12 protein-coding genes are annotated in these 13,233 nt (G+C 69.2%); 4 read left to right on the forward strand and 8 right to left on the reverse strand.

The genetic code is table 11. From position 1 onward, the window contains the following. Window positions 1-191 precede the first annotated feature (191 nt). The 3 genes from Z052_RS16145 to Z052_RS16155 are packed head-to-tail and all read right to left on the reverse strand — an operon-like array spanning window position 192 to window position 5,214. Window positions 192-1,178 (reverse strand): ScpA family protein, encoded by a 987-nt coding sequence (locus tag Z052_RS16145; RefSeq protein ID WP_094579589.1) that lies wholly within the window; start codon window positions 1,176-1,178, stop codon window positions 192-194. Further along, window positions 1,171-4,752, reverse strand: coding sequence for a chromosome segregation protein SMC (smc, locus tag Z052_RS16150; RefSeq protein ID WP_089308002.1), 3,582 nt, complete (start codon window positions 4,750-4,752; stop codon window positions 1,171-1,173). The genes Z052_RS16145 and smc overlap by 8 nt, the downstream gene beginning before the upstream one ends. 18 nt (window positions 4,753-4,770) lie before the next feature. After that, window positions 4,771-5,214, reverse strand: coding sequence for a hypothetical protein (locus tag Z052_RS16155; RefSeq protein WP_094579590.1), 444 nt, complete (start codon window positions 5,212-5,214; stop codon window positions 4,771-4,773). A gap of 178 nt (window positions 5,215-5,392) precedes the next feature. On the opposite strand from Z052_RS16155, the gene Z052_RS16160 reads away from it, so the two are divergent. From Z052_RS16160 to ftsZ, 3 genes are all read left to right on the forward strand, one after another. After that, complete coding sequence (locus Z052_RS16160) at window positions 5,393-6,022, forward strand: zinc ribbon domain-containing protein (RefSeq protein ID WP_099289251.1); 630 nt, start codon at window positions 5,393-5,395, stop codon at window positions 6,020-6,022. 214 nt (window positions 6,023-6,236) lie between these two features. Next, on the forward strand, window positions 6,237-6,416 hold the full coding sequence (locus tag Z052_RS16165; RefSeq protein WP_006111915.1) for a ribbon-helix-helix domain-containing protein: 180 nt from the start codon (window positions 6,237-6,239) through the stop codon (window positions 6,414-6,416). 4 nt (window positions 6,417-6,420) lie between these two features. After that, window positions 6,421-7,671, forward strand: coding sequence for a cell division protein FtsZ (gene ftsZ, locus Z052_RS16170; protein ID WP_049931490.1), 1,251 nt, complete (start codon window positions 6,421-6,423; stop codon window positions 7,669-7,671). Window positions 7,672-7,737: 66 nt separating this feature from the next. Here the strand turns inward: ftsZ and Z052_RS16175 are convergent, their stop codons facing one another. Further along, window positions 7,738-8,730 carry a TIGR00269 family protein gene (locus Z052_RS16175; RefSeq protein ID WP_086215900.1) on the reverse strand — a complete coding sequence of 331 codons (993 nt, stop codon included), beginning with the start codon at window positions 8,728-8,730 and terminating at the stop codon, window positions 7,738-7,740. Window positions 8,731-9,186: 456 nt separating this feature from the next. Here Z052_RS16175 and Z052_RS16180 point away from each other — a divergent pair, with 456 nt between their 5' ends. After that, the gene (locus Z052_RS16180; RefSeq protein ID WP_099289252.1) at window positions 9,187-9,705 is read left to right on the forward strand and encodes a DUF4442 domain-containing protein; all 519 of its coding nucleotides are present in this window, start codon (window positions 9,187-9,189) and stop codon (window positions 9,703-9,705) included. Between the two features lie 30 nt (window positions 9,706-9,735). Here Z052_RS16180 and Z052_RS16185 read toward each other — a convergent pair whose 3' ends face one another. The 4 genes from Z052_RS16185 to Z052_RS16200 form a co-directional block, all read right to left on the reverse strand. Continuing rightward, on the reverse strand, window positions 9,736-10,494 hold the full coding sequence (locus tag Z052_RS16185; RefSeq protein WP_094495710.1) for a response regulator: 759 nt from the start codon (window positions 10,492-10,494) through the stop codon (window positions 9,736-9,738). A 78-nt stretch (window positions 10,495-10,572) separates the two neighbouring features. Continuing rightward, window positions 10,573-11,526 carry an alpha/beta fold hydrolase gene (locus tag Z052_RS16190; protein ID WP_099289253.1) on the reverse strand — a complete coding sequence of 318 codons (954 nt, stop codon included), beginning with the start codon at window positions 11,524-11,526 and terminating at the stop codon, window positions 10,573-10,575. Window positions 11,527-11,616: 90 nt separating this feature from the next. After that, the gene (meaB, locus tag Z052_RS16195; protein ID WP_089308005.1) at window positions 11,617-12,792 is read right to left on the reverse strand and encodes a methylmalonyl Co-A mutase-associated GTPase MeaB; all 1,176 of its coding nucleotides are present in this window, start codon (window positions 12,790-12,792) and stop codon (window positions 11,617-11,619) included. Beyond that, window positions 12,793-13,212: a cobalamin B12-binding domain-containing protein gene (locus tag Z052_RS16200; RefSeq protein WP_049931484.1), complete on the reverse strand. Its 420-nt coding sequence runs from the start codon at window positions 13,210-13,212 to the stop codon at window positions 12,793-12,795. Between the last annotated feature and the right edge of the window lie 21 nt (window positions 13,213-13,233).

The raw sequence follows: 13,233 nt of genomic DNA on the forward strand, positions 1-13,233 counted from the left end.
AAGGGGCAGCCGTGAGGCGGGCAGAGGCGACGTAAGCACCGCAGGAGCGAGTGAAACGAGCGACGAGGAGCGCAGAGAGCGTCTGCCCGCCTCACGGCTGGGGCTTCGGAGGCGTTCGCCGCCGATTGGCGGGCAGCTATTCACTACAGAACGGCGACATCACTGGGGACGGTTCCCTCCCTAGAAACGTATTAGTCCGCGATCGCTTCCGACTCGGCGGTCATCGCAGACGGGTCCTTCACCCAGAGGTCGCCGAACAGGTCGTCCTGCTGGAGGCGGACCGAGCCGCGGTGGGCCATGAACAGCAGCGCGAGGTACGTCATGAACGGGCGGCCGCCGGCGCTCTCGATCTCCGCGAACAGCACTTCCGTGCGCCCGCGGTCGAAGTGCGTCCGAAGGACGCCGTCGATCTCCACGATCACCTCCTCGATGTCCTCGTCGTGGGTGCGGTCGGTCGCCTCGCCCGCGGTCGGCTCGCCGTCCTGCCGGAACTCGTCGCCGGCGCGGTAGTCGAGCGTCTGCGTGCCGCGGGCGTGGCCGTGCGGCGACTCCGAGGTGTCGTACTCCCGGGAGTCCTTCCACCACGAGCCGCGCTCGGCCTCGCGCAGCTCCCGCACGAGCTCGTCGAGCGTCTCCGGCGACCCGCGAGTGTTCTTCCGGTCGAGCCGGCGGTCAATCTCGGCCTCCAGCTTGTCGACCGGGTCGAACCCGTCGGCGGCCGGGTCGGGCGCGCCGCCCTCCATCGCGACCTCCCACGGCTCTGGCTCCGGCTCCTCGTCCTCGTCGTCGTCCGCCAGCATGCCGTCGCTTTTCATCCGGAGGAGGACGCTGGCGTAGAACAGCGCCCGGCCGGTCGTTCGGAGGTCCGTCTCGTCGAGCTTCTCCAAGAAGGCGTCCGTCACTTGGACGATGTCGATGTCCCACGGTTCGATCTCGCCCTCCTCGGCGAGCTGGACGAGGAGCTCGACTGGCTCGACCTCGTCGTCGTCGGTCTCGTCCGGCGGTGCGACATCGGGCACGTCCGACGGTGAGACGTCGGGCACGTCCAAATCGGGCGCGCCGGTCGACTCCGCCTCGTCTCCGGACGCGTCGTCCGTGAACGGGGGCGCGCCGTCGCGGTCGCTCGTCAGGTCGAGGTCCGGGACGCCGCCGGCGGCCCCGTCGCCCTCCTCAGTCATCCGCGCTCACCTCCTCGTCGGCGTCGTCGCCGAACTGCATCCCGGTCACCGCCGAGAGGTTGTCGCCCTGCATCGTGACGCCGATGGCGCGGTCCGAGCGCTCCAACAGCGCCGCGCGGTGGCCGACGACGACGAACTGCGCCTCCTCGGCCAGCTCCTCTATCATCTCGCCGACGCGCTCGGCGTTGACGGCGTCGAGGAAGGCGTCGATCTCGTCGAGCGCGTAGAACGGCGCGGGGTTGTGGCGCTGAACGGCGAAGATGAAGGACAGGGCGGTGAGCGACTTCTCCCCGCCGCTCATCGCGTCGAGCCGCTGGACCGGCTTGTCCGCGGGCTGGGCCTTCATCGTCAGCCCCTCCTCGAACGGGTCCTCGGGGTTCTCCAAGACGAGCTCCCCCGTCCCGGCCGAGAGGCGCGCGAAGATGTCCTCGAAGTGGTCGTTGATCGACTCGAACGTCTCCATGAACGTCTCCTTCTTCGCCGCCTCGTACCCCTCGATGCGTTCCTCGATGGCGTCGCGCTCCTCGACGAGCACGTCCCGGCGCTCCCGGAGCTCGTCGAGCGCGGCCTCGACCTCCTCGTACTCGTCGATCGCGAGCATGTTCACCGGCTCTAACGCCTCCATCTCGGTCTCCAGCTCCTCGATCCGCGACTCCACCTCGTCGAGGTCGGGGATCTCGTCGGCCTCGTAGGCGCCGACCTGCGACTCTAACTCGTCGATCTCCCACTCCAAGCGGTCGCGGCGGTCGGTGAGGTCCGACAGGTCCGACTCGGCCTCGGCGACGAGCGACCGCTGCTCGTCGCGCGCCTGCGTCGCCTCGCGGATCTCCTCGCGGAGTTCCTCGCGGTCGCTTTTCAGCGCCGAGAGCTCTTCTTCGAGGTCGGCGATCGCCTCCTTCTTCGCTTCGAGCTCCGCCTCCCTCTCCTCGATCGCCGCCTCGTGGTCGGCGATCGCCTCCTCGGCCTCCGCCTTCGCGTTCTGGGCCTCCTCGACGTCGTCGTGGAGGTCGTCGAGCGCGTCCTCGGCGTACCCCTTCTCTAACTCCAGTTCGTTGATCCGGCCGTCGAGCGAGCTCATGCGGTCGTCGAGGTCGCCGATCTCGGCGCGGATCTCGTCGGCGCGCTCGGAGAGCTCGGGGATCTTCGAGTCGGCGAGTTCGGCCTCGATCTCGTCGATCTCGGCCGCGAGCTCGTCGATCTCCGCGTCCGTCTCCGCCAGCTCCTCGTCTAACGCGGTCATCTCCGCGTCGACCGACTCGCGTTCCGCCTCCAGCTCCTCCAGTTCGGCCTCTAGCTCCTCGATCCGGGCTTCCGCCTCCGCGAGGTCGTCTTCTGCGCGCTCGACGTCCGCCTCCAACGACCGGACGCGCTCGGCCGCGTCGGCCTTCCGGTCGCGCGCGTCCTCGATGTCGTCGTCGAGCGCGTCGATCTCGGACTGGACCGACCGGCGCTCGTCTTCGAGTTCCGAGATCTCCGTCGCGAGCCGTTCGATCTTGCCGCCGCCGGACTTCGTGAACGAGTAGCGGGAGCCGCCGCCGGAGCCGCCGGTCATCGCGCCCGACTTCTCGACGAGGTCGCCGTCGAGGGTGACCATCCGGTAGTCGCCCATCAGATCGCGGGCGGTCGCCATGTCCTCGACGACGAGCGTCGAGCCGAGCACGTACGAGAAGATCGACTCGTACTCGGCGTCGTAGTCGACGAGGTTCCGCGCGAAATCGACGACGCCCGGCAGCGAGGGTTTCCGCGGCAGGCTCCGGTCGTCCATCTCCGTGACGGGGAGGAACGTCGCCCGGCCCGCGTTGCGCCGCTTGAGGTAGTCGATACAGGTCGAGCCGACACCGTCGTCGTCGACGACGACGTTCGCCAGCCGCCCGCCGGCCGCGGTCTCGCAGGCTTCGGCGTACTGGGCTTCGACAGAGGCGAGTTCGCCGACCGCGCCGTGGACGCCGTCGATGCCGCCGTTCTTCACCTCGGTGACCGCCCGGGGCCACGAGGCGTCGCCGCGCTGGTCGGCCGCCGCCTCCAGCTTGGCGTACTCGTTCTGCTTCTCGCGGAGGGTGTCCTCGATCGCCTCGAGGCGCTCCTCTGCTTCCGCCTTCTCGGCGAACAGGTCGGCGACCGCGTCCTCGATGGTCGCCTGATTCTTCTCGGCCTTGTCGAGCTCCCCTTTCAGCTCGGAGATCCGCGCTTTGTGTTCCGGGAGCGACTCCCGGGCCTCCTCCAGCTCCTCGCGAGCCTCGCTCACCGCGTTCGAGCGGCGGCGGGCCTCGTCGAGCAGCCGGTCTTTCTCGCGTTGCGTCTCGTTTTTTTCCGCGCGGAGCGACTCGATCGCCTCCTTCTTCTCCGACAGCTCGGCCTTCAGCTCGTCGAACTCGGTGTCGGCACCCTCGATCTCCGCCTCTACGTCGGCCAACTCGGAGCGCTTCGTCGCCAACTCCGATTTCACCGAGGCCTTCTCCACTTTCGTCTCGCGGATCTCGCCTTCCAACTCCTCGATTGTCTCCTCCTTGCGGTCGATCTGGACGAACGCCTGCCGGCGGTCGTTCTCGGCGGACTCGGCGCGCGACTCCGCCGACTCGATCCTGTCTTCCAGCCGCGAGATCCCGCCTTTGATCTCCTCGATCTCCGAGCGGATCTCGATCTGCTCGTCTTCGCCCTTCGTCTCGATCTCGTGGTTGAGGTCTTCGAGGTCCTCCTCCAGCCGGGTGAGCTTCCCCTGTCTGGCGTCGAGTTCCGCGCGGAGCTCACCGAGGTCCGCCTCGGCCTCGTCGATGTCGGCCTCGACGGTCGCGAGCGCGTCGCGCTTCTCCTCCAGCTCGGAGGCCTTGCGGAACCCGCGGTACTCCTCTAACTCGTCGCGGAGCTCCTGGTACTGGAGGGCGGTCTCGCGCTCGTCGGAGAGCCGGTCGAGCCGGTCCTCCTTCTCGCCGATCCGGAGGTCCGCCTCGCCGATGCGGTCCTCGACGGTGTCGAGCTCCTCGTAGGCGGCCTCCTTCTTTTCGTCGAACTCGGCGACGCCCGCGATCTCGTCGATTATTCCCCGCCGCTGGTAGGGGGTCATGTTGATGATCTCGGTGACGTCGCCCTGCATGACGACGTTGTACCCCTCCGGCGTCACGCCCGCGGCCGCGAGCAGATCCTGAACGTCCGAGAGGTTCACCGAACGGCCGTTGAGGTAGTAGTACGAGTAGTAGTTGTCCTCGGTCTCCTTGACTCGCCGCTTGATCGTGATCTCGGAGACGTCGCCGACGTTCTCCGTGCCGGCCGCGGAGACGACCTGCGACCGGTCGAGGGTCCCGTCCTCGTTGGAGAGAACCACGGTCACCGAGGCCTCGTTCGGCCCGTCGGCGGCCTCGCCGTCGTCGTGGCCGGGGTTGTAGATGAGGTCGGTGAGCTTCTTGGCGCGGATCCCGCGAGTGCGGGCGAGGCCGAGCGCGAACAGCACGCCATCGATGATGTTCGACTTCCCCGAGCCGTTCGGGCCGGTGACGACCGTGAAGTCCTCGTAGAAGGGGATCCTCGTCGTTCGCCCGAAGCTCTTGAACCCGTCCAGAACGACTTCAGTGATGTGCATGTGGTCGGAGGCGACCGGTTACGCGACGATGATGTCGTCGCCCTCGCTCGACTCGCCCTCGTCGTCCTCGGCGGGCTCCTCGGCCGCCGCGTCGGCGTCGGGCGTCGTCGCCGACTGCTCGGGCACGATGACGTCCTCACCGTCGCTCGCGGCGTCCGCGCTGGCCGCGTCCGCCCCGTCGGACGACTCCTCGACGGACTCGAAGACGTCGACGTGGTCGTCGGAGTGGGTCGTCCGCTCGCCGCCGGACGCCGAGTCGTCCCCGGCCTCCTCGGCCGCGGGGTCGTCTCCCGCCGAGCGATCGGCCGCGGGCTCGGCGGCGTCGGCCTCGACCGCGACCGACCGCTCGTCTTCGAGCTGTCGGACGCGTTCCTTCATCTCGACGAGCTCCTCGGTGAGCCCGTTGACCGCCGCCTGTAGCTCCGCGACCTGCCGTTCGAGGTCCTCGACGCGGTTACTCATTATATTCACGCATGCTCGCGCGACGCGTATAAATCTGCGTCAGACACATGTGTGACCAAATACCACGATCGGGGGCGAACGCCGCGGCGTATCGACGTTCGGCCAAACATTTCGGATTCGGTAAACGTGTCAGACAACGGGGGAAGATACTTGTACCGACCGGCGGTACGAGTCCGGTATGAGCAAGATCACCTTCCGGGCGGACGACGACCTCGTCGACCGGCTGGAAGCGTGTGACGCCTCCAAGAGCGAGGTGATGCGGGAGGCGCTCCGGACGCACCTCGACGAGGTCGACGCGGAGGACGGCGCGTCCGACGCGTCCGACGCCGCGGCCGGGAGCGTCGACGACGCCCTCGCGGACCGCGTCGACGAGCTGATCGCGGAGCGGCTCGACGCGGCGCTCGACGAGCGGCTCGGCTCGGCGGACAGCGCCGGTCTACCCGCGTACGCGCCCGGCGGCGCCGGCGACGTCAACGTAAACGTCACGCTCGACGCGCCGTCAGCCGGGTCGAGCGAGCCGGCGGAGGCCGTCAGTGTGGCGCGTGAGACGGCCGAGGCGGCGGACTCGGGCGGACGTAAGACGGAGGATAGCGTCGGTGCCCGGAACCGTGAGGCGCAGACGGGCGAAAGTGCTTGCGGTGGCTGCGGCGAGGTCGTCCCGCGAGAGCACGTGTACTGCCCGAACTGCGGAGAAAAGCAGTCGCACAGAGCATTCTGCGAGTGCGGTGACGAGATCCGGACGGACTGGGCGTTCTGCCCTGGCTGCGGTCGGCGGACCCCGGCCGCAGACGTATTGAAAGACAGGTAACAGGTTGTAAGCGCTCAAATCCGTCGAAATCGATCGACTCAGCGGTTTGTCTTACAACGTCCGATAGTTTTATATTGGTAGCCTCGGTGATTTGAGTTGCGTAAGACGGTCGTCTTACAACAGGCGTCCGGCTCGGGGCACGGCCCCCTGCCCGGGCGGCTCCGGACTGTAAGACACACGCGTCGCGTGTTCGCCGTCTTACCGGGGGAATACAATGGAGCGTGTGACACTACGAATCCCGAAACAGCAGATCGACGAGGTCGAACAGATGGTGGAAACGGGCGAGTTCCCGAACCGGAGCGAGGCGATCCGGTCGGCCGTCCGAGACATGTTGAACGAACAGGACGGCGAGCGCGACGAGCGCGGCCGCAACCGCAGCTGGGCGAAGGTGTAAACTGATGCAAGATCTCGTTCAGGACGCCCTCGACAACGCGGAAGCGGAGAAACGCGACATGGACGTCGACATGGACGACGACGAGTTCGGGGACCCCCGGATCGTCATCGTCGGTGCCGGCGGCGCCGGGAACAACACGGTCAACCGGCTGTACAACATCGGCGTCGACGGCGCCGACACCGTCGCCATCAACACGGACAAACAGCACCTCAAGATGATCGAGGCCGACACCAAGATCCTCGTGGGCAAGTCGCTCACGCAGGGGCTCGGTGCCGGCGGCGACCCCAAGATGGGCGAGCGCGCCACGGAGATGGCGCAGGGGACGATCAAAGAGGTGCTCGGCGACGCGGACCTCGTCTTCGTCACCGCCGGCATGGGCGGCGGCACGGGCACCGGCGCGGCGCCCGTCGTCTCGAAGATCGCCAAAGAGCAGGGCGCCATCGTCGTCGGGATGGTGTCGACCCCGTTCAACGTCGAGCGCGCCCGCACGGTGAAAGCCGAAGAGGGGCTCGAAGACCTCCGGAACGAGGCCGACTCGATCATCGTCCTCGACAACAACCGCCTGCTCGATTACGTCCCGAACCTGCCGATCGGGAAGGCGTTCTCCGTGATGGACCAGATCATCGCGGAGACGGTGAAGGGGATCTCCGAGACGATCACCCAACCGAGCCTCATCAACCTCGACTACGCGGACATGTCGACGATCATGAACCAAGGCGGCGTCGCGGTCATGCTCGTCGGCGAGACGCAGGACAAGAACAAGACCCAAGAGGTGGTCAACGACGCGATGAACCACCCGCTGCTCGACGTCGACTACCGCGGCGCCTCCGGCGGGCTCGTCCACATCACTGGCGGCCCGGACCTCACGCTGAAGGAGGCCGAGGGAATCGCGAACAACATCACCGAGCGGCTGGAGGCGAGCGCCAACGTGATCTGGGGCGCACGCATCCAGGAGGAGTACAAGGGGAAGGTGCGCGTCATGGCGATCATGACGGGCGTCCAGAGCGCGCAGGTACTCGGCCCCTCCACCCAGAAGCAGGCCGACAAGTCACGGGCGGCGGTCAACGCCGACGACCTCGGCGACTCGCGCTCCCGGGCCGCCGAGGCGAACGAGGCAGCAGGCGGTGCGGGCGGCGCAGGCGGCGCGGGCAACAGGGGCGAGCCGGCGGTCTCCGGCGGCACCGACCGCGGCTGGGAGTCCGACGGCGGCAGCGACCAGATCGAGAAGAACAACGGACTCGACGTCATCCGCTGACCCTCGGTCGTCCGGGGATCGACCGCGGTCGACTTTTTCCGACGCGCCGGCGCGCGTCTTCCGCGCTCAGACGGCTTCGATCGATTCTAGCAGCCGGCACTTCCGACAGACGTCGCGACTCGTCTGCGAGCCGCAGCGCTCGCACTCGCGGAGGGCGGAGCTCTCGCCGTCGGCGTCGTCTCCCTTCTCGCCGTCCCCGCGGTAGGCGTCGGCCGCGAGCGCGGACAGTTCCTCGTAGCCGGCCATGATCGAGTGGCGCGCGCCGGGGTGGTTCTCCTCTAAGGCGTGGATCGTCGACTGGATCTCGCCGCGGTACGCCTCCTCGGCGTGGGGGCACTCCGCCATGTGCGTGGGGAGGTCGCGGACGTGGCAGTACAGCGCGATCTCCTTTTCGGGCACGTCGCGGAGCGGCTTGGCACGCGGGACGAACGCGTCGGTGTCCCCGCGCTCGTCGAAGGGCCCGAGCGAGGCGTCGAAGTGTTTCGCGACCTGCCGCACGTCGCCTTCGAGGAAATTCATCATGGCGGTCTGCGCCTCGTCGTCGAGGTTGTGTCCGGTGAGCAGCTTGTCCGCGTCGAACTCGGCGGCGTAGTTCTCCAGCAGGTCGCGGCGGAACACGCCGCAGTACGCGCAGGCCGCCATATTCTCGGGGTCGTCTTCGACCACGTCGTCCATCCGCACGTCGAACTCCTCCTCGTAAGACACGAGTTCGTGGCGCATGGAGAGGTCGTCGGCCAGCTCCACGCAGGCGTCCACGCTCGCGTCGCGGTACCCCTCGATCCCCTCGTGGATCGTTAAGGCGAGCATCTCCACGCGGGGGTCCTTCCCGAACACGTCGTCCAGGATCGTCGTCAGGGCGACGCTGTCTTTCCCGCCGGAGAGGCCGATCACCCAGCGGTCGGGGTCGTCGGGGGTCGCGTCCGGGTCGAGGAGGCCATCCTCGCGGACCCGACGCTTCACGCGCTTCTCGACCGACTGCCGGAGGTGTTCGCCGCAGAGGTGCGCCCCGGAGTAGGCGGCGTGGTGGATCGCGTCGGCCCCGCACTTGTCGCACTCCATCGGTGTCGGGTTGCGGTCGCGCGGGGATACCCGTTTCGGGCCAGCTACGCGAAGAGAGTAGTGAGATGGGGCGGCGGCGACGCCGGCGCAAACGATTCCGAGAGCCCGACCGTTCGCTCGGGAGTGGCGGAACACGGATTGGTCGAAACCGCCTCCGAGGTCCCAGCCGCGAGGCCCCGCACCTCACGCCTCCCCAGCCTCGTCGCCGGCTGCCAGAGGCGCCTCGCGCCTCGCTCCCGCTCACGCCCCGCGGGCGTTCGCGGCGTCCCTCGGGCGTGCTCCTCGCGGCCTGTCGGCCGCTCGCAGGCACGCGCCGTCGAGATCCGCGTAAACGCGTGTTAGACGCCAGTGATCCACGACTGAAGCCGTGGGATTCCTCCCTGTTCCTCTGTGAAACCCCGGACGCGTTGTCGCCGGTTCCGACACCGGTTTGTCGGCGGAACCCCCCGAATCGGCGTGACCGATTCCCCGACCGGGGTCGACCGCGATCCCGACCCGCGACCGCTTCGCGAGGACCCGCCGGCGGAGAGCCGCCGGACCCGGCTCTGGCGGTACGGGTTCAACCTCCTGCCCGCGTACCGGGGGACCGGGGCGCGCGTCGACCACATCGCCGCCGGGTGGCGGTACGTCCGGATTCGGGTTCCGCTGAACTGGCGCACCCGGAACGCGGTCGGCACAATCTTTGGCGGCAGTATCTACGCCGCGATCGACCCGGTGTACATGATGATGCTCCGCCGCGTCCTCGGCGACGGGTTCACCGTGTGGGACAAGTCGGCGGCGCTGGAGTTCATCGAGCCGGGTCGCGACACGCTGTACGCGGAGTTCGAACTGCCGTCCAACGAAACCGAGGCGATCCGCGAGGAACTCGACCTGGGCGAGTCGACCGATCGCGAGTACCTCGTCTCGCTCGTCGACGAGGACGGGGGGGTCCACGCGGCCTGCGAGAAGACGCTGTACGTCCGCCGCGACGAGTGAGGAGCCGTCGCGAGCCGGCGGCGGGTCGGCTCAGTCGTCGGCGGCGCGTCCGACGGCGTCGAGCGGCGACACCGAGATGACCAGCCGGTCGTCCGCGGTGGTGCTCACCATCTTCGACTCGGCGAACCGGCTGCCGTCCGCCCGGAGCCCCGTGCTCGTCCCGCTCCACCGCTCGCCGCCGGTCACGGCCGGGATGATGTGGGTGCGGATGTGCTCGACTTCGTCGGCGGGGTGGAGCCGCTGCCACGGCTCACCTTCGAGCTCCTCGGGGTCGTACCCGTACAGCTCGCCGTACTCCTCGCCGACGAACTCGAAGGTGCCGTCCGGTCCCACGGTACAGACGCCGTCGAGCGCGACGTCCGAGGGACGGCCGTCGTCGAAGCCGGCGTCGAGGCGCCCGCGCTCGCCCGCCTCGGCGCGTTTGACGCGGCGGAGCAGTGCGGTGTAACCGTCCGCACCGCCGTGTTTCGAGACGTAGTCGCTGACGCCTTCGCGGACCATCTCGGCCGCGATCTCGTCGGGACCGGTCGCCGAGAACAGCAGGAACGGGAGCTCCGGCTCGGCCTCGCGCGCCGCCGAGAGCAGTTCGACGCCGGTGAGGCCGGGCATGTCGTAGTCGCTGACGACGCAGTCGAACGACTCGCGCTCGACGCGGCGGAGCGCCTCGCGGGGGTCCGTCTCGGCCGCCGTCTCGCAGCCGAGGTCGTCGTCTCGTTCGAGGTGCGCCGCCACGAGCCGGGCCAGCCCCGGTTCGTCGTCGACGCACAGGAGGCGAAACGTGTCCGTCATTGCGAGTCCTCGGGGAGTGGCGTACTTATCCGTGACCGTTCGATATTCAGGGCTGAGAATCGCGGACGAGACCGGTCGTTACGCGGTCGCGCCGGCGACGAGCGCCTCCTCGACCGTCTCGACGAAGCGGTCGGGGTGTTCGACGTGCGGGAGCAGCCGCGCGCGGTCGAAGACGACGAGGCGCGCGTCGGCCGCGTCCGCGAGTTCGCGGCCGTCCGTCAGGGGGCTCACGGTCGCCTCTCGGCCCCAGACGATCGTCGGGGGCACGTCGAGGTCGGCGAGCGCGGCCGCGAGGTCGATCTCGCTGTTGAGCGTCCCGGAGACGAACGACGCGGGCGCGAAGCGCGCGTTCTCGACGTGGGTCGTGCGCCACTCGTAGTCGGTCCACTCCGCGCTCGGGTTCGCCGGGTCGTCGTAGCCGTGGTCGGCGTTGAAGTACCGTATCGACGGCTTCGCCGTGATGGCGTTGAACAGCGCCCGGCCGACGAGCGGCGCGCGGAGCAGTTCGCGGAGCCACCCCTTCGCCGGACTCGGCCCCGCGGTCGCGGTGGGACAGACGGCGAGGAAGCCGCTCAGCTCGACCCCGCCGTCCGCGTCGCCGTCGTCGACCGCGGCGGCCGCGTACGCCGCCGACAGCGAGGAGGCGACGACCGCGGGCTCGTCGAACTCGGCGAGGAAGTCGTGAACGAAGTCCTCGTACAGCGCCGCGGAGTACCGGAGCGGCGGCCGGTCGGAGCGGCCGTACCCCGGGAAGTCGGGCGCGACGACGTGGTACTCGTCGGCCAGGTCGTCGAACACCGCGCGCCACTCGCCGGAGGAACCGGCGGCGTTGATCCCGTGGAGCAACACGAGGTCGGGGTCGTCCGGATCGCCCGCCTCGGTGTACGCGACATCCATCCCGCGCCAGCGGAAGAGGCCGTCGTCGCCGTCGAGCGGGGGCTCCAGTTCGCCCTCGTAGCGGAGGCCGGTGTTGAGCGCGGCGAGCGCGCCGACGCCGAGGACGGCGCCGCCGAGGAGGTTCCTGAGCATCATACAAACTGTTGGTTCGCTGGCGACTTATACTCGTGGGACGCGGCGGAACGCCGCCCCTCGGAGCGGGCCGGGCGTTCGGGGAACCGCCCGTCAGTCGCCGGCGTCGCCGTCCGCGGCCTCGTCGACGCAGTCGGCGATCGGACCGACGATCGCCTCGGCGACCGCGTACGGGTCCGTCTCCCGGTCGCGGACGCGCTCCGCGAGCCGGTCGATCCCGCCGTGCCGTTCGATCTCGGCGGTCGCGAGCGACCCCACGTCCGCCCGCACGAGCGTGCGGATCTCCTCGGCGTACCGGCGCCGCTCCGTCGCCGCGATCCGACCGGACTCCCGGAGGTAGGCCGCGTGCGCGTCGAACGTCTCGATCAGCGCCGCCACGCCCTCGCCGGTGTTCGCGACGGTCTCTAACACGTCGGGCGTCCACGACCCGTCGGAATCGTCCGCGTGCGGATCGGACCCGCTGTGTCCGGACCCACCCGCGCGGTCGCCGTCGCCGTGATCGGACGACGAGCCCCCGGCGCCGGTCGGGGCCGTCGAGGTCGCGCCGTGGTGGCCGGCGTCGCGTCCGGTCGTACCGCCCTCGCGGCGGTGGACCATCTCCTCTAGCTCGGCGACGGTCCGCTGTGCGCCGTCCATGTCAGCCTTGTTGACGACGAACACGTCGCCGATCTCGAGGATACCGGCCTTCAGCGTCTGGACGTCGTCGCCGGAGCCGGGCTGGACGAGCACCGCGACCGTGTCGGCCGTGCGGACCACGTCCACCTCGTTCTGTCCGGCGCCGACGGTCTCTAACACGACCAAGTCCTTCCCGAAGGCGTCGAGCGCCTTCACGGCGTCCGCGGTCGCCGTCGAGAGTCCCCCGAGCTGACCGCGCGCGCTCATCGACCGGAAGAACACGTCCATGTCGCCGACGTTCGACCCCATCCGGATACGGTCGCCGAGGACGGCGCCGCCGGTGTACGGCGAAGAGGGGTCGACCGCGATCACGCCGACCGTGTCGCCGCGCTCGCGGTAGGCGGCGGCGAGCTTGTCGACGAGCGTCGACTTCCCGGCGCCGGGCGAGCCCGTGATCCCGACCACGTCCGCGCCGCCGGTGTGCTCGTGGAGCGCGGAGACGATCGCCCGGTAGCCCGGCGTCCGGTTCTCAATCTTGGTGATCACGCGGGCGAGGGCGCGGTGGCTCCCCGCGAGGAGGTCCTCGACGAGCGCGGCGTCCGCCTCGGAGAGCGTCGGCGCGTCGGCGACTGCGGATGCGTCCGGCCCGGCCATCTACGCGCGCTCCGGAACGTTGTTCCGGATGAACTCGATCGTCTCCTCCATCGGCGTCCCGGGGCCGAACACCTCGGCGACGCCGAGCTCCTTCAGGTCGTCCTCGTCCTCGTCCGGAATGATCCCGCCGACGAGGACGAGGGTGTCGTCGAACGCGTCGTACTCCTCGAGCCCCTCGATCACCTTCGGGACCAAGGTGTTGTGCGCGCCCGAGAGAATCGAGATGCCGAGCACGTCCACGTCCTCCTGAACCGCCGCCTGAACGATGTCCTCGGGCGCCCGGTGGAGCCCGGAGTAGACGACCTCGAAGCCGGCGTCGCGGAACGCCCGCGCGATCACGTGTGCGCCCCGGTCGTGGCCGTCGAGCCCCACCTTCGCGACCAGACACCGGACGGCCCGCTCCTGCTGTTCGGCACTCATGCCCCATGGTGGGTCACGTGC

Origin of the sequence: Halorubrum sp. C191 (assembly GCF_002727095.1) — an archaeon.
In the GTDB taxonomy this organism is placed as follows: domain Archaea; phylum Halobacteriota; class Halobacteria; order Halobacteriales; family Haloferacaceae; genus Halorubrum; species Halorubrum ezzemoulense.

Bases quoted from the DNA above. Each gene is read 5' to 3' on its own strand.
- Z052_RS16145 (WP_094579589.1), bottom strand. From the start codon at position 1,178: ATGACTGAGGAGGGCGACGGGGCCGCCGGCGGCGTCCCGGACCTCGAC.
- smc (WP_089308002.1), bottom strand. From the start codon at position 4,752: ATGCACATCACTGAAGTCGTTCTGGACGGGTTCAAGAGCTTCGGGCGA.
- Z052_RS16155 (WP_094579590.1), bottom strand. From the start codon at position 5,214: ATGAGTAACCGCGTCGAGGACCTCGAACGGCAGGTCGCGGAGCTACAG.
- Z052_RS16160 (WP_099289251.1), top strand. From the start codon at position 5,393: ATGAGCAAGATCACCTTCCGGGCGGACGACGACCTCGTCGACCGGCTG.
- Z052_RS16165 (WP_006111915.1), top strand. From the start codon at position 6,237: ATGGAGCGTGTGACACTACGAATCCCGAAACAGCAGATCGACGAGGTC.
- ftsZ (WP_049931490.1), top strand. From the start codon at position 6,421: ATGCAAGATCTCGTTCAGGACGCCCTCGACAACGCGGAAGCGGAGAAA.
- Z052_RS16175 (WP_086215900.1), bottom strand. From the start codon at position 8,730: ATGGAGTGCGACAAGTGCGGGGCCGACGCGATCCACCACGCCGCCTAC.
- Z052_RS16185 (WP_094495710.1), bottom strand. From the start codon at position 10,494: ATGACGGACACGTTTCGCCTCCTGTGCGTCGACGACGAACCGGGGCTG.
- Z052_RS16190 (WP_099289253.1), bottom strand. From the start codon at position 11,526: ATGATGCTCAGGAACCTCCTCGGCGGCGCCGTCCTCGGCGTCGGCGCG.
- meaB (WP_089308005.1), bottom strand. From the start codon at position 12,792: ATGGCCGGGCCGGACGCATCCGCAGTCGCCGACGCGCCGACGCTCTCC.
- Z052_RS16200 (WP_049931484.1), bottom strand. From the start codon at position 13,212: ATGAGTGCCGAACAGCAGGAGCGGGCCGTCCGGTGTCTGGTCGCGAAG.